Source organism: Acetoanaerobium pronyense, assembly GCF_017874355.1.
In the GTDB taxonomy this organism is placed as follows: Bacteria; Bacillota; Clostridia; order Peptostreptococcales; family Filifactoraceae; genus Acetoanaerobium; species Acetoanaerobium pronyense.
Map to the genome: position 1 here is coordinate 1 of NZ_JAGGLI010000033.1, position 24,963 is coordinate 24,963.

Genomic DNA, 24,963 nt, shown 5'->3' on the forward strand with positions numbered 1-24,963 from the left:
TATTTTCACCTAATAGGTGTAAAAGGCTACGCCTTTGTAAAGCTTACGCTTAAATGCTTTTAAAGATTTTAAAAGAAGTGTATGAATAATTCAGGTTAAGGGAAATATTTAAACCATATCAATATATTCTTCATATTCTTCATGCATTTCTTCCTTAGGGATAAATTTAAGAGAGGCGGAATTGATGCAGTATCTAAGGCCTGTCGGAGGTGGCCCATCATTAAATACATGACCTAAATGAGAGTCTGCATATCTACTTCTCACCTCTGTACGAGGAAGAATAAGTTTGAAATCTTTCTTGGAAGTAATAAAGTGCTCATCTATTGGTTTAGTGAAGCTTGGCCAACCGCATCCCGAATCAAACTTGTCTTTTGATGAAAATAGAGGCTCCCCCGATACAATATCTACATAAATACCTTCTCCTTTGAAGTCCCAATATTCATTATCAAAAGGCCTTTCAGTGGCTTCCTTTTGAGTCACCTCATACTGAATCTTACTCAGTTTTTCTAGAGATTGATTAGTCTTTTTCTCTTCCCATTTCTTATATTTATCCATAATATCCTCCTTTTATAATAAACCCATCATTAAGCTATGAAGTATTCTTTTTTATCTTTATACCCATTTTTTATTTGAACATGATTATTTAAAATTCCATCTAAAAACTTATTATATTAATGACAACTATTCTTGACTATATACATTTTTTTCCATATAATTGCATTGTCAAATAAAGAAAGGGTCTTTGGGGGAGGATTTTAAAAATGGAAAAATATTTTTTCGAAGCATTTGAAGGTATGGATAGACTTGGACCTGGTAGTAAAGAATCTACCTTAAAAGCACTTTCAATGTATAAAATTAGAAATGACAACCACAGTGTTTTAGATATTGGATGCGGAAATGGTATTCATACCATGATACTTGCAGATGAGATGAAAAATGCTTCAATTTTAGCAATAGATAATTCCAAGACTTTTATAGAAAATCTAAATAACAAAGCTAAGGAACATGGAATTTCAGATAAAGTAATTGGCAAGTGCATATCAATGTTCGAAATGCCTTTTGAAGATAAATCGTTTGATTTAATATGGTCTGAGGGAGCTATTTATATAGCTGGATTTGAAAATGGCCTTCGTGACTGGAAAAGATTTATTAAAGATGGTGGATATCTTATATGCAGCGAAATTAGTTGGCTAGTGGATTCTCCTTCACAGGAAATCTATGAATTTTGGAATTCTGAGTATCCGGAAATGGATACAGTAGAAAACAAAATAAAGCAAATTGTAAATGCAGGATATACCTACAAATCACACTTTATATCTCCTGTAACAGATTGGACAGATAATTACTATACTCCACTTGAGAAAAATCTTAATATAATGAGAGAAAAGTATATAGATAATGACACGGCTCAGCAGGTCATAGGCATTCTGCAAAAGGAAATAGATCTTTATAAAAAATATAAAGATGAATATAGCTACGTTTTTTATATTATGACTAAATAATTATATAGCCCATCGGATAATTCTTAATTATCTGATGGGCTATACTAATATCATAACATCCATAAAATCTCTCTAAATCGTTAGTATCCGGTTAAAAATGGTGAGTTGTACTGAAAATTATTTTTTTAGTAAGCATGACAATTCTTGATCAAACCATGTTTCAATGTTTTCCCGTATATCTAAAATGGAATCCTCCAGCGATATGGGAATCCCACGACAACCTCCATCACAGCGGCCAATATTTCTTTTTCTGCCACATCCATATCCCTTTGCAATCAACTCTTGTAAAATTGGAGAAAAAGTTTTTATGATATCTGAGTATTCGTTAGTCTTTGTCGGTTTCACATTGATATGATAGCCGTTGTTGAGGGATGCGTTAATTCCCCATATATCTTTGCGTTTATAGCAATACTTAATATAGATATGAAATCCTTTAACTTCTACAACGCAGGTAAGTCCTGCATCCATATATCGCTGATGAAGGTGCAAAATAAAATCCTGAACCTCTGTGGATAAAAGCTTTATAGTATCCTTTATGATTGTAGTCCCATCAGTTTCATCTTTTTTCAACGCTCTGTAATCACAGCGCAGAAAAACATCCTGATTTGTGAGAGTTCTATGGTCTATTTCAGCGATTGCCATTACCTTAAGTCCTATCAACATTGAAGGATTATCTGGATAGGTAACCTTTGTGGTTTTTATGTTTGACAAATTTTGCTTTTTTTCGTTTATATCCATGCCGTCAATGCATATGCCACAATCCGCTAAAAACCGGAGACATTCAAGATTTTTTGTAACAGATAGCTTTCCATTGAATATAGTATTCCCACAGGCGAGTGCTAGTCCATTATCCACTGGTATGCCCTGATAACCTATATTCTTTAGTATAGTGCTTACATGGTGTAAAAACGGATAATATACTGAAAGGGTAGTGCGATTTTCATACTCATGGGAAACTTTTTTACAATTATCATAAAGATCACTTTTAGTGTATAAACCGTCGTAAAATCGAACCAAAAAGGCTCTTAGGGCTACAACGCCTTCACGTATGCTGTCTTCATCTGAAACATTTGAAAAAATAGGATTAATCGTATAAGCTTCGTTTGTTTCTGGTGTCATGATTTCTTTTAAATATCTTGCAACATCCTGAAGAGTTTTTCTCATGAATTTCACCTCTTTAATTTACCATCAAAATATATCAAATTCCCTTTAGAAATAACTGATTTTAGTGATTCATTGATTTTTAGGCATCTCTAATAACTTACTCAAATATTCAGTAATATGCTCAATAGCCTCAACGTTTGAGTAATCATGGGATTTTGAAATAGCATTTTGGGTTCCTTTTTCGATATTTGATTTATCTCTTTTTAATTCTAGTATTTTGCTATAAGCCTTCATAATTGCCTTATCAGACAGTTTCATTTTTTCATAATTTAACCCACTTTGAAAATAATAAAATTCTATATCTTGTAGCTCATCTTCTGTAAAATTATTTTTCTTGATTTGGGAAATAATTTCAGTTTCTGAGGGGGCGGCTCCAGTTGAGAAAAATATTATTTTTTTATGATTATATTTCTGTACAATTTTTTTAAAATTGCTTAATCCTTGGATCTTACCCGCATGCATTCCTGCTCCATATACTATGATAGTGTAGTCATTTATATCGTGGTTATTAATTTCATCTAATGCTATTTTCTCACATGGAACCCTTTCAGAAATCCAGTCTACATATTTTTTTGTAAACCCTGTATTTGATTTATAAATTATTAAAATCTTCTTCATTGCTAACACTCCCAATAAAACAAGTTTTATAAAAATCCAAAATCATATATTTTATAAGGACTGTTTTTATTCGTTCTGCCTACTATAAAGCTTCTATTATATGTTCCATCCCCTATTTGCGGACCTAGCTCAATTGCTTTTGAAGACAATTTTTGACTATATGTTACATTAATAATCTCGTACTCTGAAAGATTAAATTTTGAATCAAAATCACCTGAAATTGTATATAAAAAATCTTTCACTACAGTTTCTTCTTCTATACTCTTGGGAACACTCCCCAAAATAAAACTCCTATCATCCAAATTTAATATTGTTTTTCCACTATAGATATACTCATCAGATGATTTAGTCTCTGAACAGCCCACCAAGAGCAAACTAAATAAAATTAATATCGCTGTAATTTTAGGATATTTCACGATAATCCTCCTCTGAAAAATTTTATATACTTATCTATATATAAATCATTAACTAAGTTAATTGTATATTATTTTTAATATTAGTTCAAAGTATATTTACATATTTTAGAAGCTGGGTATAAAAAGAAAAATAAATGATTTGAAAGGAAAATTATTATGAAAACTGCAAAATTTCTAGCATTATTATGTGTAGTTGCTATGACAGGAGCCCTGATTTATGGGTTTACTGTAGGAGATTTTTTTGTTGATGGATCTGCTATACTTTCAAATCCGTGGGGCATTGTATCTTTGGTTGATCTTTATGTTGGTTTTACACTTTTTTCTATGTGGATTGCATTTAGAGAAAAATCCGCTTTTATTGCTGGATTATGGATTATTCTAATGATGGTTTTTGGATTTTTTACAGGTGCTATTTATGTGCTGATTCATTTGATATTAAGTAAAGGTGATTGGAATCTATTTTTTATGGGGGATAGAAAATGAATAGAGGGAAAGAACTAATAGAAGAGCTCCAGTCTGTAATTTCCGGAAAAACACTTGATGCACTTGTACCACCTCTACTTTTTGTTTTATTGAATAATAGAGTCGGCCTGCCCTTAGCTTCATTAATATCTGGTATTTTTGCTTTATCTCTTAGTTTGATTCGGATTTTTTTAAAGCAGCGTTGGCAATATGCCTTTGGTGGTCTTTTAGGAGTGCTGGTAGCATCTGGTTTTTCTTATATTACAGGAAATGCATCAAATTATTTCTTACCTGGAATCATAAGCAATGTTTTTCTCTTGTTTTTAATATTATTAAGTTTATTATTTGATAAACCTCTAGCAGCTTGGGCTAGCCATCTATCAAGAGGTTGGTCACTAGAGTGGTTTTGGAGATCTGACATCAAGCCTGCCTATCGGGAAGTTACATGGATTTGGGCTCTACTACTTCTTATGAGAGTAGTTGTTTTGGTAGTTCTCTTTATTTCAGGTGATCTAACTAGATTATTTGTTTGGAGAACTGTTTTAGGATGGCCCCTTACTATAGGTGTTTTACTAATTAGTTATATCTATGGAATTTGGCGACTTCACCTGTTAAAAGGTCCGGGAATCGAAGAATTCACTTCCGGAAAATCTCCTCCCTATAAAGGACAAACTAGAGGTTTTTAAATCTTAAATTATAAAAAACAAGTCCTAACAATGACTTTAATGTCTGAGTTAGAACTTTTTTTAAATTTAAATATTTATGTCTGCAATCTCTTTAATTAGAATCATGAGACCAGTTTTTATCTCTTCATCTGTAAGATTTGAAATAGATATCCTAAAGCAATTTTCTTTAGTATTTCTTTTAATGAAATATTCCTTTGCTGAAGATACAAATACTTTTTTACTCTTTAGCTTTTCTATAAAAAAATCAGCATTTATTTCATTAGGCAGTTTAATCCATAGAAAAAATCCTGTCTCCGAAACATATACTTCCATTTTATGTCTAAGCTCACTTTCCATTGATGCAAAGATTAACTTTACGACGTCCATTTTCTTTTTGTAAGCTTTTCGAACTTTTTTGCAATGATTTTTATACATTCCGCTATTAATAAATATCTCTAAAGCTCCTTGGGCAACTACGGAGGTATTTAGATCATTATATCTTTTATATTTTTCAAATTCTTCTATTAAGCTTTTATGTAGTACTACTGCCCCTATTCTTATCCCTGGCATAAAGGCCTTGGAATAGCTTTTCACATAAATGACTTTATTGCTAATATCATAATAATGGATTGACTGAGCCTTTTTATTTATATCAATATCTGCTAAATAATCATCCTCAACTATATATACATCATACTTTCCTGCAAGCTCTGCAATTTTTCGCTTTTCTTTTTCACTGTAGCTCACCCCTAGTGGATTGTGCAATCTTGGAATTGTATAAAAAAATTTAATATCCTCTTCTTTAAAAATTCTTTCAAGCTCTTTAAAATCTAGGCCTTTCTCAGTCCGCTCAATTCCAACGAGATTAATATCGCTTAGTTCTGCTAGTCTTTGCATAAGATTATATGTAGGCTGCTCTACTAATATGCTTTTCTTTCCATTTGGAAAAGAGATGCTACATAATATACTAAGAGCCTGCTGAGCTCCAGATGTTATAAAAATATTTTCTTTTGATGTGAATATTTGACTTTCTTGAAAATGTCTTGTTAAAGACTTTCTTAATAAATCCAATCCTTGAGACTCAATATATGTAAATATCTTATTTTTATATTGTTCAACCGCTCTATTTATACAATGATTGAACTCTTTGTATGGCAATAATCTAGGATCTGGGACCGCATCTAAAAAATTAATCGAATCATAATCTTGTGTTTGTATATCCAATTTTTCTACTAAATAATATCCTCCCTTTGGAATAGAATATACTTTATGATTCGCCTCAAGTTCATTGTACGCTCTAATAATAGTACTCTTGCTAAAACCAAACTCATTTGCTAAATACCTGATTGATGGGAGTCGTTGCCCCTGACTTAGCTTCTTCTTCTCAATTAGACTTTCTATATAATCTATTATTTCCTCATATTTATTTTTCATTTTTGCTTTTCCTTTCTCTACTTTGAGAGATCTTTATACTTTCTGTACCAGTACAGAGACTTTTTTTGATATTTGTACTCTATATTTTATATTAATATAATCTAGTTATAAATGAAATAAGTATTCTATTTGGATAATCTATGACTGGAGGAGTTTAGTGTGGATAACCTTAAATATATTTATGGAGGCAGGGAATTATTGGAATTTGTAAAACCTATGTGGAATAAACTCAATAACTATCATAAAGATAATTCTATTAATTTTAAGTCCCACTTCGAATCTTTATCATTTGAAATAAAATTAAAGAAATTTGAAGCTTACTCAAACCTAGAAATTATGGTAATTTTAGTAAAAAATCTCTCTAAAGATACATATTTAGGATACTCTATAAGCACTGTAACCAAGGACAAAGTAGGAGAAATAGACTCTATTTATGTGGATCAAGATTATAGAAAATATGGTATAGGGAAAAGGTTAATGAATGAATCTATAGCTTGGCTTAATTTAAAAAACGTTAATAAAAAGATACTTTATGTGGCTAAGGGCAATGAAAATGTTTTTGATTTTTATGGGAAATGTGGTTTTTATCCAAAAATGATTTTATTAGAGGAAATATAAAAATAGCTCTAGTCATGATTCTAATATCATGACCAGAGCTATTTTTCAGGATTTATAATATCTTAATAGTTTTATCCAGTCCCCAAAAGTTCTAAGACTCTAAATCTTTTTTACTGCCAATATGGATTTAGCTTTTTATCCAGTTTCACTATTTCATCTGAAATATCTTTGTTTTCATTTAGGTGAATCATTCTGAAATAAAGACTCCTTATGAAGTTTCTTACATTTCGCTTAGCTTTAAATTTAGTGATTCTATCTTCTATTTCAAGGACTCTATCAAAACTTCTAGTCCAGTTACATAAAGTCTCATTAGGAAGTAATTTTTCTTCTATAATATAATTATATATACTGTTGACTATTCTCTCATCTTCATCAAAACAAATATTTTCTTTTTCATTTGACATTATTTCACCACCCCGTAGAAAATTTCAATATTTAATCATTCCCTACTTTCTCAAAATCTTATCCATAGACTTCCCCTTCGCAAGCTCATCAACAAGCTTGTCAAGGTAGCGTATCTCCTTCATAATAGGTTCTTCAATATCCTCTACTCTAATCCCACATATCACTCCTTTTATTAATGTCCTTGCTGGGTTCATATTAGGTGCATTTACGAAAAATGTCTCAAAATCCGTCTTTTTTTCAAGCTCCTTATCGAGCTGAGCCTGAGTATATCCTGTGAGCCAAATAATAATCTCATCTACTTCTTCCTTAGTACGCCCTTTTTTCTCAGCCTTTGTAATGTAGTGTGGATATACTTCAGATACACTCATTTTATATATATTATGTTTTGCCATAATGAACTCTCCTTTTATGATTTTTAATTTAATCAAATGGGTATTTTTTCAATATAGTCTAACTGCAATAATCTGGATTCCGCATATTTTGAAGTATACAATGATAGAAGGTGGATTAAATGATGGATTTTAAAGCTGAAGTATTAAAGATAAAAGATTGGAAGATTATAAGGCTTCCTGAAGCAATAAGCCAAAGACTATCTTCCCGAGGCATGGTAATGGCAGAAATAACTATCAGCAAATTAAAATTTGAAGTTCCTCTTGAGCCTGATGGTATGGGAGGCCATTGGTTTAGATTAAACGAATCTTTATGTGAACAATTAGATTTGCAATCTAGCAATACTATTTCATTATCAATTACCCCTCTAGATACTTGGGTGAATCCAGAGATACCTAAAGATTTAAGTGAAGCTCTTGATTCATCCAAAGTGCGAAACCTTTGGGATAGCCTTACCCCAAAAGCTCGCTGGGAATGGATAAGGTGGATTAGGTTTACTGAAAATCCTCAAACAAGGCAAAAAAGAATTAAAACTGCTTGCTCTATGCTTGAATCTGGCAAAAAAAGACCCTGTTGCTTTGATCATAGTAGATGTACCGAAACTTATGTTTCAAAACAGGGTATTCTAATGACTGAATTTAGTGAATAGGGTAAATTTCAAACTCCATTATTTATTCACCTAATTCTTTCATCATTTCATATATTTTCCTTGTTGTATTTATATTTCTAACTGTCATTTTTTTATATAAAGAATTTCCTGTTACTTACCTAACATATAAGAAATCACTTCATGAGAAATCAATGCTCTGTTATTAAAAATATCTATAAGGCCATTTGGATGCTCTGCAAAAATACCATTTTGAAGCATTGCCGCTCCAAAGCCTCGTTCATTTGCACCATTATAAGTTGCTAATACGCAGAATTCTGCAGCATTCCCACACAGCACTACAAAATCTATATTTTTTTCTTTTAATATTTCTTCTAAATTAGTCTTCCAAAAACTATTGCTGAACTTCTTTAAAATTTCTATATCATTATCCTCAACTATTAGTTCTTCTACATTCTGAAATGATTCATCATCTCCACTCTCTATATCTCTAACTATTATTACAGGTCTACTCGCTTCTCTAAACAATTTTGCTGTTTCGTTTATATATTCAAATGTATTTTCATATTCTCTTTCACCTTTTCTATGTCCTATAAAAGCTTCCTGTACATCAATTATTAGAAATGCCATATTCATTACAATTCCCCCTTAAATACTTATATTCCTAATGTCTTTAAAAAAGCCTCCATTATCTCTTCATACTCCTCTAACATAGGACGGTGAATATCTTCTCCTAAATATTTTTTTAATCCTCCTTCTTTCAAAAATATATATTGAATAGGTGCAACCACCTGCACCGCAAGATACTTGATTTCTTTTTCAGATAGATGTGGCTTTATATCTCTCAATAACCCTAAGATTGTCTCTGGTGTACTAAATCTCTCACTATTTAGCCCATCTTTAATAAGTATTGCAGAATATTTTTGATATTTGCATACCACAATTGCCATAGCCTTTAAAAAAGTTCGAAGCTGCTCTTTCGGTGTGTCATTTTGATTTGACAATTCTTGAAACGCTTCAGCCGCTGCACTATCAATAATAGAAGAGATTGCTGCAACAATAAGGTTCCACTTGCTCCCAAAGTGATAATTTATAAGCCCTGTAGATATATGCGCCTCATATGCTATTTGCCTAATGGTTAATTCTTCCACATCAAATTCATCATCAAGCAGATCTATGACTGATTTGATTAGTAGTGTTTTTATGTCAGGCATATATTTCCTCCTTTAATTCGCCTTATCAAAAAAGCCCCTTATCGTTTCTGAAATTTCATCATGATGACTAAAAAACATATGTCCACCTTCTTCAAAAGATAGTAAAGTAGAGTTTGGGATTTTTCCATGGGTATACTCTGCATAATAAAAAGGCTGCAGTGTATCATCCTTGGCATGAACTACTAGTGTTGGAGCATTTATCTTCCAAATCGGATAATCCTTTGATGATAACTCTGCAAATTGTACATTTGCATTATAAATTCCATTTTTTCTAAGGGATATTGGATTCATAATGCTAAAGAATTCTCTAGCCATTTCTATCTCATCTTTTGTCATTTTTTGCTGAACCTCCTTGGATACTCCAAGAACATTCATTAAATCAGACTGAATATATTTTGTAATCATCCAAAATAAAAAATCATTTTCAAATATTGTCCCAAATACTGCCGATTGCACAAAAGTTAATTTTGGTGGCGTCTTGCTTTTTGCACATATCATTGTAAGTGATTTTACACGCTCAGGATAATTGATACTAAACTTGAGTCCAGAAGGTCCTCCATCAGATACTGCCACTACATGAACTTTATCTATTCCTAATTTGTCTAGCAGTCCTCTATACATTGCCGCTTGATTCTCAGGTGTTGGATTTTGCGAAAGTGGTGTGTTTAGATATCCAAACCTAGAAACTGCTATAATCATATTATCTTTTGGCAAAAATCTATCTGCGAGTAATAGGCCTTGATCGTATCCTCCGCCCGCTCCATGAATTATTAAAACAGGAACCCCGCTTCCAATAATTGAATATTCAATTATTTCTCCTTCCACTTCAGTCATCATGCTTTTAGTTTTGATTTTATCAATCTGTTCTATTTTGTCTTTTGAAAACTCCTTGTACTGTGCTGTTAAAAAAATAGCTGCTAAGCCTATTCCTCCAAGTGCGATTAAAAGTATTAACCTTTTAAAATTTTTATTAACTTTACTCATTTTCCTTCTCCTTTCTTGAACGTGTTCAACTTAGGATAAGTATAGTCTTGAAAACAAGTAAAATCAATCAATCTTAGTTCAAATCGAATCCATTGAAAACTCTATGGTGTAGCTATTTGTTCAGCTCATTTTATAGCTATTTTGGAATCTATTAATATCATCCATATTATTCCCATATAAATCATTGATAAGAAAATCCAAATAGACTCTTACTTAGTTGGAGTACTTAAAACTTTATTCATGTTATACTTAGTTTAATATAAAACTATTTTTTTATAAACTGTTTTTATAAGGGAGGACTTAACATGAATAATAATTTCAAGGCAATGTTAGTATCCGAAACCGAGACAAAAGAATTTCATAGAGAAATTGTAACTAGAGAAATCAAAGATTTACCAGAAGGAGATATATTAATAAATGTGAAATATTCTTCACTAAACTACAAAGATGCCCTGTCTGCTACAGGAAGCCCAGGAGTCACAAGAAATTATCCCCATACACCGGGAATTGATGCTGCAGGAATTGTAGCAGAAAGTAATGATGATAATCTAAGAGCTGGAGATAAGGTACTCGTAACTGGGTATGATTTGGGAATGAATACATCTGGTGGCTATGGAGAATATATTAGGGTTCCTGCTAGCTGGGTTGTCAAACTTCCTGAAAATCTTTCTTTAAGAGAAAGTATGATATTTGGTACAGCTGGTTTTACTGCTGCACTCTCAGTTTATAAACTAGTAAATTCAGGGGTTAAACCTCAAGATGGAGATATTTTAGTCACGGGTGCAACTGGCGGAGTGGGTAGCACAGCTGTTTCAATTTTAAATAAAATTGGATATAGCGTAATTGGGGCTACAGGAAAAACTAATGAAAAAGAAATGCTAATTGAAATTGGAGCAAAAGATATAATTGATAGAAAAGAGATAGATGATGCTTCTGGAAGAGCTCTTCTTAAAGGTAGATGGGCCGGTGTCATAGACACAGTAGGGGGAAATATCCTAGCAACAGCCATTAAATCAACTAATTATGGTGGCAGTGTAACGTGTTGCGGAAATGTTTCAGCTCATGAATTTTCAACTTCTGTTTATCCTTTTATTTTACGTGGAGTTACGCTCTTTGGAGTTGATTCTGTTCAGTGTCCTATGGACACTAGGCTTAAGATTTGGGATAAGCTTGCTTCAGATTGGAAGCCGGACAATTTAAATGATAATGTAGATGAGGTATCTTTAGAGGAGTTAATTAAAAAGATAGATATTATATTAGAGGGTAAAAACAAAGGCAGGACTATAGTGAATCTTGATTATAGTGAATAAATATATAATTTTTCAAAAATGGACCTACTATTACTCAAGTAGTAGGTCCATTCTTTATGGTCTTTATATTATCAACCTATCAAAAATCTAAATTCAAGATACTTTTCTTTAGCTTTAGATTCATTAACCAAAATATATGATTATTACCCTTTTGAATTCTCACTTTTAATTAATGCTATCCAAACTTCCTGATGATTATCCTGCATATACGACTCAATAACAGGAAGGTCAGCTAGTTCATACCCTGAGTTTGGTAGCCACTCAGTATAAAACTGCTTATATATTTGCTGTACTGCCTCAGGAAGCTCTCCATTGGCTTCAAACACAGCCCATTTACAAGGTGGATAGCTAAATTCTTCCATTCCATCAGCTGGAGGTACATAGGTGCACTCTGGTCTATCCACATAGTTTGTAACTCCTAATATATAGTCCATTTCTTCAGATTCTCCCCACTGGCCACCCGAAGATATCCCTAAAAATCCAGCTGGTGCATAATCTACCTTTTGAAAAAATTCCATAAAAGCATTCATCGTCCCGTCTTGCCAAGCTTTTTCCCATATTCTAGGTATAGCCTCAAAAGCACTTGATGTGTTAATTCTATTTGATACACCTACTACCTTAAATCCTGGAAACTCTTCAATTCTATAATTCATATGCTTCTCTCCTTTTATGGTTATTTGGAAAGAAAGTTTAGGACATGATTTTAGCTGAGCTGTTTCATTTCGAACAATAGAAGGCAGTACGCCATGATAATTTCTAAAAGCTCTAGAAAACGCATCTTGAGATTCATATCCGTACTTTAAGGAAATATCAATAATACGCTCATTGGTATTTAGAACATCAAATGCTGAAAGAGTTAATCTTCTATTTCTTATATATTCAGATAAAGGCTTATCTGCAATATATGAAAACATCCTCTGAAAATTATATATAGAGCATCCAGCAATTTTTGATATCTTTTCATATGAAATTTCACCCGTGAGATTATCTTCAATATAATCTATTGCCTCATTAAGCTGCTTAATCCAGTCCATATTCTCTCATCCACTTTATATAGAGCATATAATAATTAAATTGAATCAGCTCGACATACTGTGCCGCATCTTATCGGTTGTAAACATATATGTTAGCCTATATTTAATTATATTCTAAAATTTCTCTTATTTAAAATATACGTTTAATCTTACTAGGTTTTTAATTAAATATTGGAGTCCTAGGTTCTCTAAAATTTCCTCTTCCTCTCATTTGATTTTGAGTGATTTGTGTGATTTTTTGACCGTTTACAGTTACGTCTCCTCCATTTAAGATGGCTACTCCGTCGGAGTCAAAAGCGGAAACTGCCTCTATATTGATAGTCCCTGCATTAATTGTAATATCTCCATTTGAGTCAAAAGCATCTGTATCTCCACTTGCCATTTTTATATTGATGTTTCCCCCGTTCACTTCAATAAATACCTTATGATTAGTCTTTTGAGCTACATTTATGCCATCATCTTTTGCATATATATTTATATCTCCTCCGTTTATTTTGATGCTTGTTGCTTCTATTCCTTCTTCGCAACTTTCTATATTTATGATGCCTTCATCTATTTGAACAAGACTATTCCCTCTTATCGCATCATCTCCTGCTATGATATTTAATGTTCCATTTTTGATATAGATATATCCAAGTGAATCATTTTCATTGTTTTCACTATGAAGTCCATCCTTACCAGCATCTAAATTTAAAGTCCCATCATAAATGCGGATTGAATCATTGGCCTCTAAAGTATGTCCCTTTGACTTTATGTTGTAGGTTCCTCCAGTGATTTTCAAATCATCCTTTGAGCTTATCCCATTGCCTTGTGTTGATTCAATTTCTAAAACTCCAGTTCCATTAAAAGTGATATCTTCCTTTGAAAATATAACTGCATCTAAATTTGTCTCTTCATCTGCTGCGAAATATCCTGAAACCTCCATATAGTTATTACTCTCCGTAGTTGTTACAAACACCTTGTCTGCTGACTTTACATAGATTGCAGGAGAACTTTCATTTATTATTCTCACACCCGCAAGAACTAGTTGAACTTTTTCTTCCTTTGAGGTCTCCACTCTTACGGTTACGTTTTTTACATCTCCTTTTAATACATATATGCCTTCTTTATCTATTACAATATCTTTCCCACTCTCAAGAACTATATTTGTCCCAGCTTCAAGATCTGCCTCATGCTTTAAATCTCTATTACTAAAAAGGTCTGAGGTATCAAGCTCAAACTCCAGTTCAGAAGAAGCTAATTGATTTGAAGGCATTTTAGTCTCTATTTTTTGGGTATTTATGGGATTTTCTTTGGGTATTTCTGCATTCGTGCATCCACCTGCTGATACACTAAGAAATATAGCCAAAGAAAGAGCAGTTACTGTTTTAATACTTTTACTTTTCATTGATAAACACTCCTTTTATAATTCATAAAAATTTTATTAGACATATATCTTGTTGAATCCTATTTCAATAATATTCCTCAAACCTTAAATTAACCTTAAAGACTTTGGATTGATTGTATAGAAAATATTATCATTTATTAAATTCCATTTATTAACATATATAACTCTGAATAGTTTTAAAAATATTCAAGGTGGGTAAATTAATCTCAAACAGAACTTCAATCAAAATCTTACATAATATATCAGCATTCTTAATTTGCCTTGGAAATATGTAAATGCTTCAAATGTTTCTTTACCTAATGTTAGAATATGAGGAGGATTCAAATGAATAAAATCAGTCATTCTATAATCATCAAAGCAAGACCAGAAGTCATATGGGAAACAATTATAGACCCTATTAAATACGTAAAATGGACCTATGTGTTCACTGAAGGATCGTACTTTGAAGGAGGCTGGAATGAAGGAGATTCTATTCATTTTCTTGTTGAAACAGAAGAAGACAAGCTAGAGGGAATGGCTGCAGAAATTGCAGAAATCAGATATCCTGAATTCATATCAATAAGACAAATAGGATATGTATCAGATGGACTAGTTGATACTACCAGTGATAGCGTAAAAGAATGGGCTCCTGCCTATGAAAACTATACTTTGAATTTAATTGACGAGCATCACACAAAATTCACAGTAGATGTAGAGACTCAGGATGAATACACAGAGATGTTTGATGATGTATGGCCGAAAGCTCTGGAGCTACTAAAGGATATTAGCGAGGCTACTCAGGATAAGCCTATGAAAATCACTATTAAAACTACTATTCCAAAACCCTTAGAAGCTGTATGGAAATGCTTCACAATCGATGACCATATCACGAAATGGAATTTTGCATCAGACGAATGGCACTGCCCTAAAGCAGTAAATAATCTCAAAGAAGGGGATATTTTCGACTATATTATGGCATCAAAAGACGGAAAAGCTTCTTTTCATTTTCAGGGAAAATACACTAAAATAGTTCCACACAAACAGATATCCTATGTTCTTGATGATAAAAGAGAAGTAGATATATACTTTAATGAAAAAAATGGAGAGGTAGAGGTAGAGGAAACCTTTGAAGCAGAAAGCACCCATAGCTATATAGAGCAAAGACAGGGCTGGCAAGCTATATTAGACAACTTTGGAAATTATGTAAAAGAAAATCTTTAAGACAAATCAAAAAGACAAGGGAAATCCTCTTGTCTTTTTAGCGCTCTAAAACCACATATTTGAATATTCTCTTGTCTTAATCAGGGTAAATAATCTCCATATCAGGTTTTTCAGTGCAAAAATAATGTACCCATATATATGCATGTTGAAATATTGCTACAATTAACGCAGGTTGAGAGCCTTGAAATAAGGCAATCGACCATAATAAAAGAAATGCAAATGAATACATCGAATTACTGCTGAATCTAAAAATTCCTTCTTTTACTAAAGGCATTTTTCTATAAGAAAGGCGAAAATGATCAGCACCTAAAGCCCTAATTAATCCAAAATATCTAAAAACTGACCAAAGAGTGTATATGGCTGGAATTGCCAAAATAAATCCAATTGAAAAGGCAATGTTTTGTGGCAAAGCTAAAGTGTTTGAGCTAGAGCGAGCTAGCCCCAAAATAATAATAACCCTCGCTATAAGAAAAGGTAAAAAAACAATTGCCCACACTAATAAATCATACTTCCCAAATAACTTTGTTAAAAAGCCCCACCCTAGCTGACCTCTAAAAACTATCCATACCACCACTTGATGAACAATAGGCACTCCTACTGCAAACCAAAACCAGGTAATATCGGTAATTCCCATCCACGACCCCTCCCCCATTACAGGAATTGCAAAAGACCATGTGATTGGAACTAATATTAAGACAGCAAATAAGCTCCAAATCTGCCTATGAAAGAAATACTTTAATGTGCGAGCTTCTTTATATTCAACAGGCAATTTATCAGATTTCATAATGCATACCTCCGATATTTAATCATCCTAACAGATTTTATAACATATATATTTTTCTTATACCCACTAAAAAATTACTCTGTATTTGTTAAAAAGATTATTATTTACTATGATTTTTTATCCATTTCGCCATCACATCAAGAGCAAGACCAAAGTTCCCTATCTGGCAATGATTATGTCCCTGGTCATCTCTAGTAAAGATTCGCTCTGTAATTGACTTTGCATTTGTAAGTGCCTTTACCTGCTTATGGTGCATTTTTAGAGGAATAAAATGGTCTTCTTCACCAGTAAGAATAAGGACATCTTGCTTTACTAAATCCGAATGAAGGTTCTCTTCACTTAGCTCTAAAATCATTTTGCTGGCATCTAAAGGAGTATCCTTTTTTGTAATATACATAAGATTATATATCCCCCATTTTTCTTGGGGCATTTTTTTCATTTTCAATTCCGCTAAATAATTCATTAGCTTTGGATATTTGAAAAGAAATCTTGCAAATGATGCAATAAATTTAGGAGGAATCTGCATATAATCAAATGCAATGCTTGATGCAATTACCCTTTTAATTCTTGGCTCAAAAGCCGATGCTCTAAGGCAAAGCCATCCGCCCATAGATATCCCTATTAATGTCACATCATCCAAATTAAAGTAATCAAGAATAGCTTTTATAGGCTTTTCCCACTCATGGGTAAGGGGAAGATTGTACTTTTTTAAAGTGGCCCCTTGACCTGGACCTTCAAACATAATAACTTCATATCCTAAGTTAGAAAAATATACTGCCATAGAATAAAATTCTTCTATGAATGAGTCAAACCCTCCATGAATAACAATTTGTCCTTTAGTCGTATCCATTCTTGATGGAACTTTCATTGAAGACAAATAACCATCTTCATAAGGTACTAAAACTCTTTCTATATCGTCATTGGCAAATACATTATTATAAAATAAATCTATAAACTTATCATATAGCTTTAGCTTGTCAGGGTCAGATGGTAAGGTGAAAAATTCAGCCGCCCTATAATAAAAGGCTCCGTTCATTGTTCTTCCTTCAGCAAGAGCTTTCTCTGCCTGTCTTATCATTTCTTCTTTCCAATCATCAGCTGTATTAATCCTTTTCCCTGCCTCTACCATATCTTCTAATCTCGCGTATCCAAAAGAATGCCATCTATTGAGCTGAAACTCTATGATTTTAATTTTATGCAAATTGTAATAGCCTACCGGGAAATCAAATCTATCCATCTTCTTCCCTCCTAATTTCATTTACCTTAAAGTTTCATTTCAGTTAAGTATTTATCTATATTATACTCTTTTTTTAATTAAGCAATCCCAATTGAGATAGTCTTAAAAACTTTTTAATTTAAAACCCCATTTTTTCTTCCACAATGAATAATCTCATTCTGTCTGGTTCAAATTATACTTCTATTTCCATATATAGCCCCAAGATACCTTCCAATACTCTTATCTCTTTATGCTATACTATTAGAAAATATATTTTTATAGTTTTCTCTTAGTAAGTTGAATTTAGATTAATATAACTATTGGAGGTTTTGGATGAATCAGAATTATCTAGACAATCTTATTGAATATTTTAGGAGATACAACAAAAAATCCCCCTTTGAAAGCTTCTTCAACATTGAAGTCGATGAGCTAAAAGAGGGAAAAAGCGTATATAAGATAAATACAGATGAAAAACACACAAACAGATATGAATATGTACATGGCGGTACCTTGTCATCCCTATGTGACGTAGCAATGGGAGCTGCATGTATTACCCTTGGGAAAAAAATCGTGACTATTGATATGAGCGTAAGTTATTTAAAGCCTACACCAAAGGGAGCAGTATTGACTGTAATAGGTGAGGTAGTAAGTAGGGGAAGCACTATCATCCATACAGAGGGTAAGATTTTTGATGAAGAAGGTCAGCTTCTTGTAAAGTCCCATGGAGCCTACTATATAAAAGGGGATTTTGAAATAAAAGAGTAATCATTATATGAAAATAGGGGATGCATATGCATCCCCTTAGCTTTTCACTAATCTTGGAGCTCTGATAGCTCTGGCAGGTCAAAGAAGATTTTTTCCCCATCATTTACAACAATGCAAGGAAGTCCTACCTGCCCCTTTGCCTTTATTTCTTCAAACTCTTTTCTATTGTCTCTATACTTTAAAAAACTTTTTAGGTTAAACATCCCCTCAGAAATATCAAGGTATGCATGCTTTATATTGTTTTGTGAAAGAAACTCCTTCACTGGATCACAATCTGGTCAAAACTTGCTTCCAAATACAATAATCTTTTTCATTAACTACAGCTCCTTTAATAAAATTTCTCTATATACCATTTTAGTATTTTTTATAGATAATTACAAATACAATACTAAAAATAATCTTTTAAAATCATTTCCATCACTAAAAATATCATACTATCATCTAGGTTTTTTCTTTCAAATGTAACTGTTTTTTTAAACCCTATTCTTTCATATAATCTTATTGCTCTTTTATTAAACGAAGCAACTGTCAGTCTAAATTTCTTTGACAAAAACTTATTTTCTGCAAATCTTATCCCTTCAAGAAAAAAATCGTATCCTTCTCCACTTCCGCATAAATCAGGTCTCATACCTAAACCAATATCAAGAAAGTTTATATCATCATATGCTTGATATTGCTTACCTATTGGTACTTGAGCCGCATTACCAAAACAATAAAATCCAACAATCTTATATTTTTCATCTATTACTGAAAAATAGGACCCATTTAATAATTCTTCTATAAATTCTTCGTTCCTATTTCCATTATAGATGTTATATGGTTCTTTATAAGTCCACGTTGATATATCTACAGAATGATTCTTGCTCATCTCTTTTATGGTATAATGCATAATTGATTCCCTCTCAACCATTGATTTTTTTCTATAATATGTGTCTACAAAATCATACTAGCACCGCATTAAGAAAATTTAAATTTACTTCTTTTAATTTCATTTTACCTTATAATATAACTGAGAAAAATTGTTTATACTTTTAGTTTCTTTTAATATTAATTCAATTTCTAAATTATCTTCTTTAAATAGTCTTATTCCTTTTCCAATTATTATAGGAGCTATTTGTATAATAATTTCATCAACTAACTTATGTTTTAGGAATTCATGGAGCAATTCGCCTCCGCCTACAAGCCAAATTCTTTTGCCTTCTTCATTTTTTATTTTATTAACAAAATCTCCAATATTATCATTAATAAATTCAACACACTCATTGTTTTCATTATATTGACGACTAAAAACATAGCATTTTTTATCCTTATATGGAAATTTACCGTTTTCTAAGATAAGGATTTGCTCATAAGTTTTCCTACCCATTAGAATCGTATCTATTGTTTTATAAAACTCAGAATATCCGTTGTCACCTTCTCCTGAAGTTCTAAATAACCAATCTAGTGAGTTATCTTCTCTAGCAATAAATCCATCCAAACTCATTGCAATATACAAAAGTAATTTTTTCATATGTATACTCCTCCCTCCTCTTATTTTAGATAATACTGCTAACTTATGGTTTTAAAAAATCTTTTATTATCATACTAATTCTTTAGGATTCTCCTATTATAATCATGTGGTTTTTAGATGTTTTAGATAATTCAATATATAAATTCTTTGCTCTTCTCATATGAAGGGCTACTTCTTTCCATGATGCTTGTTTATCCATATAGTCAGAAATTTTAAAAACCCAATCTTTATATGATTTGTACTTGAACTCAGTATTATCTGTGTAATTTGTCTTTTTTAGAGATTTTTCTTTTTTATGTAACTCCTTAAAAAGATTACAAAATACATTAACTCTAACGTCAAGGTTTTCTTCCGATTTAAGAGTGATTCCAGGCTCTATAGCCTCTTCGATTAGCACCATATTATGGTAACCTGCTTCAAATGGATTGCATATAGCTTTACTTTTAAAACTATTTAAGGCCGCAGCTTCACTACTGAATTCATCAGGATTTCTTCCAAATTTCAGTACAATTGGTCCAAATTTATTTGATTTCCCTTTAAAGACTAAGTTTGCTGAAAAATGGTCTATTAAATTTAATTCTGCTATATCCCATCTTATAGTTAATGGCTGAATTAAGGCTTTAACTCTATTAAAAAACTCATTTCCAAATTGTTTTATTATCTTTTCTTTTTCTAATTTATTGATATTATGTATCATAATCATTACCCTTTCAGCTTAGACCTGTGTTTTCTATTAATTACGTTTCAACTATCTAAATCAAAAAGATACAAACAAAAGAAGCCGCTGAAAAAAGGTTTCTCTTGTTACGGCTTCTATAGTACTTATCCATTATTTTTAACTGATGTGATGACATCTATAAATTTATCTACTGGCTGTGCACCATAAAGCGTTTCTTTTCCATCAAAGATAAAATAAGGAACACCGTCAATTCCTTTTGAACGTGCATCGCTCTCTGATTCTCTTACTTCCTGGGAATAATCCGAAGAAGTCAGAATTCGTTTTGCTTCCTCCTTGTCTAGGCCTACTTCAGCTGCAAGATTTGAAAGTGTTTCCGAATCAGAAATATCAAGCCCTTCAGTAAAGTAACTTCTCATGACAGCTTCATTAAATTCACTCAGCTTACTATTTTCCTTTGCATAATAGGATAATCGGTGGGCATCAAATGTATTTGTAGGTTTCAGGTCATCAAAGTTAAATATAAGCCCTGCCTCCATTGCACTTAGGATGAGTCTGTTGTTATTTTCTGTTGCACTTTCAACGCTCATACCATATTTGTTTGCTATCAACTCATGAATAGTTCCCTCATATTTTTTAGTTGCATCAGGATCCAATTCGAAAGATTTAAATATAATCTCAACTTCATCTGTCATACCTGATTGCTTAAGGGCTTGTTCGAGATTTCTTTTACCTATATAACAAAACGGGCATACATAATCTGACCATATTTCTATTTTCAATACTATCTCTCCTTTATAAATATATCTTGGCATCATACTATAGTATAACTACCCAATATCTAAAGAAGTATTTACAAGTAGTATAGATATTGCATTAATATATTGACAAATTCATAACGATGAAATATGATGTATTTAAAATAGAAAAATTTCATAATAATGAAAAAGAGAGTCGAGGGATGAAATATGTTGCATGTAAATGAATATTTTGAAGGCAAGGTAAAATCTATAGGGTGTAACAATTCAGAAGGAGAGCTTACAGTAGGGGTCATGGCTGTAGGTGAATTTACTTTCTCTACATCTAAAAAAGAATTTATGACTGTAGTAAGTGGAACATTGGAAGTAACACTCCCTGGAGAAACAAAAAGCAGAGTTGTAACTAAAAATGAACAATTTATAGTCCCTGCTAATGAAGAGTTTCAAGTAAAAGTTCCAGAGATAACAATATATACTTGTAGATATGAATAGAACAGAGGTGTAGTATGAAAAACTTGGTATTTAACATACAAAAATACTCAATTCATGATGGTTACGGCATAAGAACCACAGTATTTTTTAAAGGATGCCCGATGACTTGTAAATGGTGTCATAATCCAGAGAGTCAATCATACAGACCTTCAGTATTACAAAATACCGAAAAATGTACGAGTTGTAAAAAATGCACTGTTATTTGCCAAGAAGGTGCAATTACTTATGAAGATGGAAGAGTAAAAACATCTGAGGAAAAATGCAAGCTTTGCGAAAAATGCATAGATGGCTGTATAAATAATGCTAGGGAAATCGTTGGGAAGTATTATAGCTTAGATGATATTATGAAAGAAATAGAAAAAGATAAACTTTTCTACGAACAATCAGGTGGTGGAATAACTCTTTCTGGTGGGGAGATAATGACTCAGGATATGGATTATATAGTAAAAATATTAAAAAAATGCCATAGACTGGGATACAGAGTAAATATTGACACTTGCGGACATGCTAAGTTTGAAAACTTTGAAAAAATTCTGCCATATATAGATACATTTTTATATGACATAAAACATATGGATAGTGATATTCATAAAGAACTTACAGGAGTAGGGAATGAACTTGTACTTGGAAATTTAAGAAAGTTAAGCGAAAACTCTGCTAAGATAAACATAAGAATACCTCTTGTGGAAGGAATCAACAGCTCAGAAGAACATATAGACAAGATCATAACATTTTTAAAAGAGTTAAAGATATACAAAATTAATCTTCTTTCATATCACAATACTGGAAAGAGTAAATACGATAGATTAAATATCGCTTATGAAGGTGATGATTATAAAGCGCCAAGTAATGAAAGAATGGAAGAAATAAAGCTTAAGTTTGAAAAAAATAATTTTTGTACTCAAATAGGAGGTTAGCATGGAACGAGGAATAAATGAAAGAATAAAAAAGCTCAGAAAGCAAAGCATGGAAGCAGTACCTCATATAGACATTGAAAGAGCAAGATTATTTACAGAGGCTTACAAAAAATATGAAGGCAGTGTATCTATTCCAGAGTTAAGAGCCCTATCATTTAAATATTATATGGAAAATAGAACCCTTTGTATAAATGAAGGAGAGCTTATTGTAGGGGAAAAAGGAGATTCTCCACAGGCTGCACCTACTTTTCCAGAACTTTGCTGTCATACCCTAGAAGATATGGATGTAATGGATTCAAGAGAAATTATATTTTTCAAAGTTAAGGATGAAGATAAAAAAATTCAAGAGGATGAAATTATACCATTTTGGGAAAAACGTTCTATTCGTAATAAAATTATAAACAGTGTTACACCTCAATGGAGGCAATGCTATGAATCAGGAATATTTACCGAGTTTATGGAACAAAGAGGTCCTGGACATACTGTTGGAGGTGATGTATTTTATAAGAAAGGTTTTTTAACTTTAAAAGAAGAAGCACAAGCAGCTATTGATAAGCTGGACTTCTTTAATGATAGTGAAGCACTTACTAAAAAACATCAGCTTGAGGCTATGAAAATCGCATGTGATGCAATAATTATATATGCACAAAGATATAAGGAATATGCAATTGAATTGGCTGAAAAAGAACAGAATTCCCCAAGGAAAGAAGAGCTTATGACCATTGCTGAAAACTGTTCAGTTGTACCGGCAAATCCGCCTCAAAACTATTATCAAGCTATTCAAATGTATTGGTTTGTTCATATAGGAGTAACCACAGAGCTCAACCCTTGGGATGCGTTTAGTCCTGGAAGATTAGATCAGCATCTTTATCCTTTTTACAAAAATGACACTACAAATGGAGCTCTTGATGATGAAAAAGCCCTAGAATTACTAGAATGTCTATGGGTGAAATTTAATAATCAGCCAGCACCGCCAAAAGTAGGTATAACCCTTAAAGAAAGTTCGACATATACAGATTTTGCAAATATCAATACAGGTGGAATTGCTCCAGATGGAAGTGACGGCGTAAATGATGTAAGTTATCTAATACTTGATTGCATGGATGAAATGCAACTCCTTCAACCAAGTTCAAATGTACAGATAAGTAGAAAAACACCCAATGCATTTTTGAAAAGGGCTTGTGATATTTCGAGAAAAGGATGGGGACAACCTGCTTTTTATAATACAGAAGCAATAATTCAGGAGCTTTTAAATGCAGGAAAAACACTTGAAGATGCCAGAAAAGGTGGAACCAGTGGTTGTGTTGAAACTGGTGCTTATGGAAATGAAGCATATATTCTTACAGGGTATCTAAATCTTCCTAAAATTGTAGAGCTTACCCTTATGAATGGTTACGATAAGGTTTCAAATCAACAGCTTGGACCAAAAACTGGTGATCCTAGAGATTTCAAATCATATGAGGATTTCTTTGATGCCTATAAAACACAATTAGAATATTTTGTAGATATTAAAGTAAAAGGTAATAATATAATTGAAAAAATATATGCAGAATACATGCCAGTACCATTCCTTTCAGTAGTTACAAATGATTGTATAAGTAGAGGTAAAGATTATAATTCAGGCGGCGCAAGATATAATACAAACTATATTCAAGGAGTAGGTATTGGAACGATAACAGACTCGTTATCAGCTATAAAATACAATGTATATGATAAGCAAAAATTTAGTATGGATGAACTTTTGAAAGCTATGGAAAACAATTTTCAAGGATATGAAGAAATCCACAATATGGTGATTAACAAAACGCCAAAATATGGAAATGATGATGATTATGCAGATGAGATAATGCAGTCTGTATTCAAGCTTTATCATGACACCGTAACAGATAGGCCTAATATGAAGGGTGGTAAGTATAGAATAAATATGCTTCCAACCACATGCCACGTTTATTTTGGGGAGGTTATGATGGCAAGTCCAAATGGAAGACTTGCCCATAAACCAGTTTCAGAGGGAATATCTCCAGAAAAAGGCGCAGATACAAAAGGGCCTACAGCCGTTATAAAATCTTGTTCGAAAATGGATCATCTCTCTACTGGCGGAACCCTTCTTAATCAAAAATTTACTCCATCAGTGGTAAAGGGCGATAATGGACTTGAGCAGATGGCAAATCTTGTGAGAACATATTTTAATATGGATGGCCATCATATACAATTTAATGTAATTGATACTCAAACCCTTATAGATGCTCAAAATAATCCTGATGATTATAAAGACCTTATAGTTAGAGTAGCGGGATATAGCGATCACTTCCATAACTTAAGTAAAGAACTTCAAGATGAGATTATTGGAAGAACAGAACAAACTTTTAATTAAATTTTAACAATAATTCAAAACCAAGGTAATCTATATTGCCTTGGTTTTCATGTGACAAAGG

General features: G+C 32.3%; 30 protein-coding genes. 11 read left to right on the plus strand and 19 right to left on the minus strand.

Annotated elements, in window-relative coordinates:
* Nucleotides 1–108: 108 nt before the first annotated feature.
* Complete coding sequence (gene msrB, locus J2Z35_RS11975; protein WP_209661626.1) at nt 109–555, minus strand: peptide-methionine (R)-S-oxide reductase MsrB; 447 nt, start codon at nt 553–555, stop codon at nt 109–111.
* Between the two features lie 206 nt (nt 556–761).
* Between msrB and J2Z35_RS11980 the strand changes: the two genes are divergently transcribed.
* The gene (locus J2Z35_RS11980) at nt 762–1,502 is read left to right on the plus strand and encodes a class I SAM-dependent methyltransferase (protein ID WP_209661627.1); all 741 of its coding nucleotides are present in this window, start codon (nt 762–764) and stop codon (nt 1,500–1,502) included.
* Between the two features lie 117 nt (nt 1,503–1,619).
* On the opposite strand, the gene J2Z35_RS11985 is transcribed toward J2Z35_RS11980, so the two are convergent.
* The 3 genes from J2Z35_RS11985 to J2Z35_RS11995 all read right to left on the minus strand — a co-directional run bounded on the left by J2Z35_RS11985 (nt 1,620) and on the right by J2Z35_RS11995 (nt 3,700).
* The gene (locus tag J2Z35_RS11985) at nt 1,620–2,666 is read right to left on the minus strand and encodes a hypothetical protein (RefSeq protein WP_209661628.1); all 1,047 of its coding nucleotides are present in this window, start codon (nt 2,664–2,666) and stop codon (nt 1,620–1,622) included.
* Nucleotides 2,667–2,735: 69 nt separating this feature from the next.
* Entirely contained in the window at nt 2,736–3,284 is a 549-nt protein-coding gene (locus J2Z35_RS11990) for a flavodoxin domain-containing protein (protein WP_209661629.1), read from the minus strand.
* Nucleotides 3,285–3,310: 26 nt separating this feature from the next.
* On the minus strand, nt 3,311–3,700 hold the full coding sequence (locus J2Z35_RS11995) for a hypothetical protein (protein WP_209661630.1): 390 nt from the start codon (nt 3,698–3,700) through the stop codon (nt 3,311–3,313).
* 156 nt (nt 3,701–3,856) lie between these two features.
* Between J2Z35_RS11995 and J2Z35_RS12000 the strand changes: the two genes are divergently transcribed.
* Nucleotides 3,857–4,183, plus strand: a complete 327-nt coding sequence (locus J2Z35_RS12000) for a DUF1475 family protein (protein WP_209661631.1) — start codon at nt 3,857–3,859, stop codon at nt 4,181–4,183.
* Entirely contained in the window at nt 4,180–4,848 is a 669-nt protein-coding gene (locus J2Z35_RS12005) for a DUF3159 domain-containing protein (protein ID WP_209661632.1), read from the plus strand. The genes J2Z35_RS12000 and J2Z35_RS12005 overlap by 4 nt, the downstream gene beginning before the upstream one ends.
* 66 nt (nt 4,849–4,914) lie before the next feature.
* Here the strand turns inward: J2Z35_RS12005 and J2Z35_RS12010 are convergent, their stop codons facing one another.
* Complete coding sequence (locus J2Z35_RS12010) at nt 4,915–6,261, minus strand: aminotransferase-like domain-containing protein (protein ID WP_209661633.1); 1,347 nt, start codon at nt 6,259–6,261, stop codon at nt 4,915–4,917.
* A gap of 159 nt (nt 6,262–6,420) precedes the next feature.
* Here J2Z35_RS12010 and J2Z35_RS12015 point away from each other — a divergent pair, with 159 nt between their 5' ends.
* The gene (locus J2Z35_RS12015) at nt 6,421–6,879 is read left to right on the plus strand and encodes a GNAT family N-acetyltransferase (RefSeq protein WP_209661634.1); all 459 of its coding nucleotides are present in this window, start codon (nt 6,421–6,423) and stop codon (nt 6,877–6,879) included.
* A 110-nt stretch (nt 6,880–6,989) separates the two neighbouring features.
* On the opposite strand, the gene J2Z35_RS12020 is transcribed toward J2Z35_RS12015, so the two are convergent.
* Both J2Z35_RS12020 and J2Z35_RS12025 read right to left on the minus strand, forming a co-directional pair.
* On the minus strand, nt 6,990–7,283 hold the full coding sequence (locus tag J2Z35_RS12020) for a DUF2785 domain-containing protein (protein ID WP_209661635.1): 294 nt from the start codon (nt 7,281–7,283) through the stop codon (nt 6,990–6,992).
* Between the two features lie 42 nt (nt 7,284–7,325).
* On the minus strand, nt 7,326–7,676 hold the full coding sequence (locus tag J2Z35_RS12025; RefSeq protein WP_209661636.1) for a DUF2200 domain-containing protein: 351 nt from the start codon (nt 7,674–7,676) through the stop codon (nt 7,326–7,328).
* Nucleotides 7,677–7,795: 119 nt separating this feature from the next.
* On the opposite strand from J2Z35_RS12025, the gene J2Z35_RS12030 reads away from it, so the two are divergent.
* Nucleotides 7,796–8,323, plus strand: coding sequence for a YdeI/OmpD-associated family protein (locus J2Z35_RS12030; protein ID WP_209661637.1), 528 nt, complete (start codon nt 7,796–7,798; stop codon nt 8,321–8,323).
* Between the two features lie 111 nt (nt 8,324–8,434).
* On the opposite strand, the gene J2Z35_RS12035 is transcribed toward J2Z35_RS12030, so the two are convergent.
* Genes J2Z35_RS12035 through J2Z35_RS12045 form a run of 3 tightly spaced genes read right to left on the minus strand, consistent with a single transcriptional unit; the run spans nt 8,435 to nt 10,479 of the window.
* Nucleotides 8,435–8,917, minus strand: coding sequence for a cysteine hydrolase family protein (locus tag J2Z35_RS12035; RefSeq protein WP_209661638.1), 483 nt, complete (start codon nt 8,915–8,917; stop codon nt 8,435–8,437).
* A gap of 20 nt (nt 8,918–8,937) precedes the next feature.
* Nucleotides 8,938–9,495 (minus strand): TetR/AcrR family transcriptional regulator, encoded by a 558-nt coding sequence (locus tag J2Z35_RS12040; RefSeq protein WP_209661639.1) that lies wholly within the window; start codon nt 9,493–9,495, stop codon nt 8,938–8,940.
* A 12-nt stretch (nt 9,496–9,507) separates the two neighbouring features.
* On the minus strand, nt 9,508–10,479 hold the full coding sequence (locus J2Z35_RS12045) for an alpha/beta fold hydrolase (protein WP_209661640.1): 972 nt from the start codon (nt 10,477–10,479) through the stop codon (nt 9,508–9,510).
* Nucleotides 10,480–10,784: 305 nt separating this feature from the next.
* Here J2Z35_RS12045 and J2Z35_RS12050 point away from each other — a divergent pair, with 305 nt between their 5' ends.
* The gene (locus J2Z35_RS12050; protein ID WP_209661641.1) at nt 10,785–11,789 is read left to right on the plus strand and encodes a YhdH/YhfP family quinone oxidoreductase; all 1,005 of its coding nucleotides are present in this window, start codon (nt 10,785–10,787) and stop codon (nt 11,787–11,789) included.
* A 143-nt stretch (nt 11,790–11,932) separates the two neighbouring features.
* On the opposite strand, the gene J2Z35_RS12055 is transcribed toward J2Z35_RS12050, so the two are convergent.
* Nucleotides 11,933–12,823 (minus strand): AraC family transcriptional regulator, encoded by an 891-nt coding sequence (locus tag J2Z35_RS12055; RefSeq protein WP_209661642.1) that lies wholly within the window; start codon nt 12,821–12,823, stop codon nt 11,933–11,935.
* Nucleotides 12,824–12,983: 160 nt separating this feature from the next.
* On the minus strand, nt 12,984–14,210 hold the full coding sequence (locus tag J2Z35_RS12060; RefSeq protein WP_209661643.1) for a carbohydrate-binding domain-containing protein: 1,227 nt from the start codon (nt 14,208–14,210) through the stop codon (nt 12,984–12,986).
* A gap of 324 nt (nt 14,211–14,534) precedes the next feature.
* Here J2Z35_RS12060 and J2Z35_RS12065 point away from each other — a divergent pair, with 324 nt between their 5' ends.
* Nucleotides 14,535–15,410, plus strand: coding sequence for an SRPBCC domain-containing protein (locus J2Z35_RS12065; protein WP_209661644.1), 876 nt, complete (start codon nt 14,535–14,537; stop codon nt 15,408–15,410).
* Between the two features lie 76 nt (nt 15,411–15,486).
* Here J2Z35_RS12065 and J2Z35_RS12070 read toward each other — a convergent pair whose 3' ends face one another.
* The gene (locus J2Z35_RS12070) at nt 15,487–16,194 is read right to left on the minus strand and encodes a methyltransferase (RefSeq protein ID WP_209661645.1); all 708 of its coding nucleotides are present in this window, start codon (nt 16,192–16,194) and stop codon (nt 15,487–15,489) included.
* A 100-nt stretch (nt 16,195–16,294) separates the two neighbouring features.
* Nucleotides 16,295–17,431, minus strand: a complete 1,137-nt coding sequence (locus J2Z35_RS12075) for an alpha/beta fold hydrolase (protein ID WP_209661646.1) — start codon at nt 17,429–17,431, stop codon at nt 16,295–16,297.
* Between the two features lie 312 nt (nt 17,432–17,743).
* On the opposite strand from J2Z35_RS12075, the gene J2Z35_RS12080 reads away from it, so the two are divergent.
* Nucleotides 17,744–18,175, plus strand: coding sequence for a PaaI family thioesterase (locus J2Z35_RS12080; protein WP_209661647.1), 432 nt, complete (start codon nt 17,744–17,746; stop codon nt 18,173–18,175).
* A 47-nt stretch (nt 18,176–18,222) separates the two neighbouring features.
* Here the strand turns inward: J2Z35_RS12080 and J2Z35_RS12085 are convergent, their stop codons facing one another.
* The 5 genes from J2Z35_RS12085 to J2Z35_RS12105 all read right to left on the minus strand — a co-directional run bounded on the left by J2Z35_RS12085 (nt 18,223) and on the right by J2Z35_RS12105 (nt 21,143).
* Nucleotides 18,223–18,438, minus strand: coding sequence for a hypothetical protein (locus tag J2Z35_RS12085; protein ID WP_209661648.1), 216 nt, complete (start codon nt 18,436–18,438; stop codon nt 18,223–18,225).
* Between the two features lie 125 nt (nt 18,439–18,563).
* Complete coding sequence (locus tag J2Z35_RS12090) at nt 18,564–19,064, minus strand: GNAT family N-acetyltransferase (RefSeq protein WP_209661649.1); 501 nt, start codon at nt 19,062–19,064, stop codon at nt 18,564–18,566.
* Between the two features lie 99 nt (nt 19,065–19,163).
* Nucleotides 19,164–19,685 (minus strand): dihydrofolate reductase family protein, encoded by a 522-nt coding sequence (locus tag J2Z35_RS12095; RefSeq protein WP_209661650.1) that lies wholly within the window; start codon nt 19,683–19,685, stop codon nt 19,164–19,166.
* A gap of 82 nt (nt 19,686–19,767) precedes the next feature.
* On the minus strand, nt 19,768–20,382 hold the full coding sequence (locus J2Z35_RS12100; protein ID WP_209661651.1) for a hypothetical protein: 615 nt from the start codon (nt 20,380–20,382) through the stop codon (nt 19,768–19,770).
* Nucleotides 20,383–20,507: 125 nt separating this feature from the next.
* Nucleotides 20,508–21,143 carry a DsbA family oxidoreductase gene (locus J2Z35_RS12105; protein ID WP_209661652.1) on the minus strand — a complete coding sequence of 212 codons (636 nt, stop codon included), beginning with the start codon at nt 21,141–21,143 and terminating at the stop codon, nt 20,508–20,510.
* Nucleotides 21,144–21,329: 186 nt separating this feature from the next.
* Between J2Z35_RS12105 and ppnP the strand changes: the two genes are divergently transcribed.
* From ppnP to hypD, 3 genes are read left to right on the plus strand one after another with little or no spacing between them, the layout of a single operon-like run.
* Nucleotides 21,330–21,611 (plus strand): pyrimidine/purine nucleoside phosphorylase, encoded by a 282-nt coding sequence (gene ppnP, locus J2Z35_RS12110; protein ID WP_245330889.1) that lies wholly within the window; start codon nt 21,330–21,332, stop codon nt 21,609–21,611.
* Nucleotides 21,612–21,625: 14 nt separating this feature from the next.
* The gene (locus tag J2Z35_RS12115) at nt 21,626–22,528 is read left to right on the plus strand and encodes a trans-4-hydroxy-L-proline dehydratase activase (protein ID WP_209661653.1); all 903 of its coding nucleotides are present in this window, start codon (nt 21,626–21,628) and stop codon (nt 22,526–22,528) included.
* 1 nt (nt 22,529) lies between these two features.
* Nucleotides 22,530–24,902: a trans-4-hydroxy-L-proline dehydratase gene (gene hypD, locus J2Z35_RS12120; protein WP_209661654.1), complete on the plus strand. Its 2,373-nt coding sequence runs from the start codon at nt 22,530–22,532 to the stop codon at nt 24,900–24,902.
* The last annotated feature ends 61 nt before the right edge of the window (nt 24,903–24,963 follow it).

Coding starts and splice junctions, on each gene's coding strand:
- msrB (WP_209661626.1), bottom strand. CDS start 555: ATGGATAAATATAAGAAATGGGAAGAGAAAAAGACTAATCAATCTCTA.
- J2Z35_RS11980 (WP_209661627.1), top strand. CDS start 762: ATGGAAAAATATTTTTTCGAAGCATTTGAAGGTATGGATAGACTTGGA.
- J2Z35_RS11985 (WP_209661628.1), bottom strand. CDS start 2,666: ATGAGAAAAACTCTTCAGGATGTTGCAAGATATTTAAAAGAAATCATG.
- J2Z35_RS11990 (WP_209661629.1), bottom strand. CDS start 3,284: ATGAAGAAGATTTTAATAATTTATAAATCAAATACAGGGTTTACAAAA.
- J2Z35_RS12000 (WP_209661631.1), top strand. CDS start 3,857: ATGAAAACTGCAAAATTTCTAGCATTATTATGTGTAGTTGCTATGACA.
- J2Z35_RS12005 (WP_209661632.1), top strand. CDS start 4,180: ATGAATAGAGGGAAAGAACTAATAGAAGAGCTCCAGTCTGTAATTTCC.
- J2Z35_RS12010 (WP_209661633.1), bottom strand. CDS start 6,261: ATGAAAAATAAATATGAGGAAATAATAGATTATATAGAAAGTCTAATT.
- J2Z35_RS12020 (WP_209661635.1), bottom strand. CDS start 7,283: ATGTCAAATGAAAAAGAAAATATTTGTTTTGATGAAGATGAGAGAATA.
- J2Z35_RS12025 (WP_209661636.1), bottom strand. CDS start 7,676: ATGGCAAAACATAATATATATAAAATGAGTGTATCTGAAGTATATCCA.
- J2Z35_RS12030 (WP_209661637.1), top strand. CDS start 7,796: ATGATGGATTTTAAAGCTGAAGTATTAAAGATAAAAGATTGGAAGATT.
- J2Z35_RS12035 (WP_209661638.1), bottom strand. CDS start 8,917: ATGAATATGGCATTTCTAATAATTGATGTACAGGAAGCTTTTATAGGA.
- J2Z35_RS12040 (WP_209661639.1), bottom strand. CDS start 9,495: ATGCCTGACATAAAAACACTACTAATCAAATCAGTCATAGATCTGCTT.
- J2Z35_RS12045 (WP_209661640.1), bottom strand. CDS start 10,479: ATGAGTAAAGTTAATAAAAATTTTAAAAGGTTAATACTTTTAATCGCA.
- J2Z35_RS12050 (WP_209661641.1), top strand. CDS start 10,785: ATGAATAATAATTTCAAGGCAATGTTAGTATCCGAAACCGAGACAAAA.
- J2Z35_RS12055 (WP_209661642.1), bottom strand. CDS start 12,823: ATGGACTGGATTAAGCAGCTTAATGAGGCAATAGATTATATTGAAGAT.
- J2Z35_RS12060 (WP_209661643.1), bottom strand. CDS start 14,210: ATGAAAAGTAAAAGTATTAAAACAGTAACTGCTCTTTCTTTGGCTATA.
- J2Z35_RS12065 (WP_209661644.1), top strand. CDS start 14,535: ATGAATAAAATCAGTCATTCTATAATCATCAAAGCAAGACCAGAAGTC.
- J2Z35_RS12070 (WP_209661645.1), bottom strand. CDS start 16,194: ATGAAATCTGATAAATTGCCTGTTGAATATAAAGAAGCTCGCACATTA.
- J2Z35_RS12075 (WP_209661646.1), bottom strand. CDS start 17,431: ATGGATAGATTTGATTTCCCGGTAGGCTATTACAATTTGCATAAAATT.
- J2Z35_RS12080 (WP_209661647.1), top strand. CDS start 17,744: ATGAATCAGAATTATCTAGACAATCTTATTGAATATTTTAGGAGATAC.
- J2Z35_RS12090 (WP_209661649.1), bottom strand. CDS start 19,064: ATGCATTATACCATAAAAGAGATGAGCAAGAATCATTCTGTAGATATA.
- J2Z35_RS12095 (WP_209661650.1), bottom strand. CDS start 19,685: ATGAAAAAATTACTTTTGTATATTGCAATGAGTTTGGATGGATTTATT.
- J2Z35_RS12100 (WP_209661651.1), bottom strand. CDS start 20,382: ATGATACATAATATCAATAAATTAGAAAAAGAAAAGATAATAAAACAA.
- ppnP (WP_245330889.1), top strand. CDS start 21,330: ATGTTGCATGTAAATGAATATTTTGAAGGCAAGGTAAAATCTATAGGG.
- J2Z35_RS12115 (WP_209661653.1), top strand. CDS start 21,626: ATGAAAAACTTGGTATTTAACATACAAAAATACTCAATTCATGATGGT.
- hypD (WP_209661654.1), top strand. CDS start 22,530: ATGGAACGAGGAATAAATGAAAGAATAAAAAAGCTCAGAAAGCAAAGC.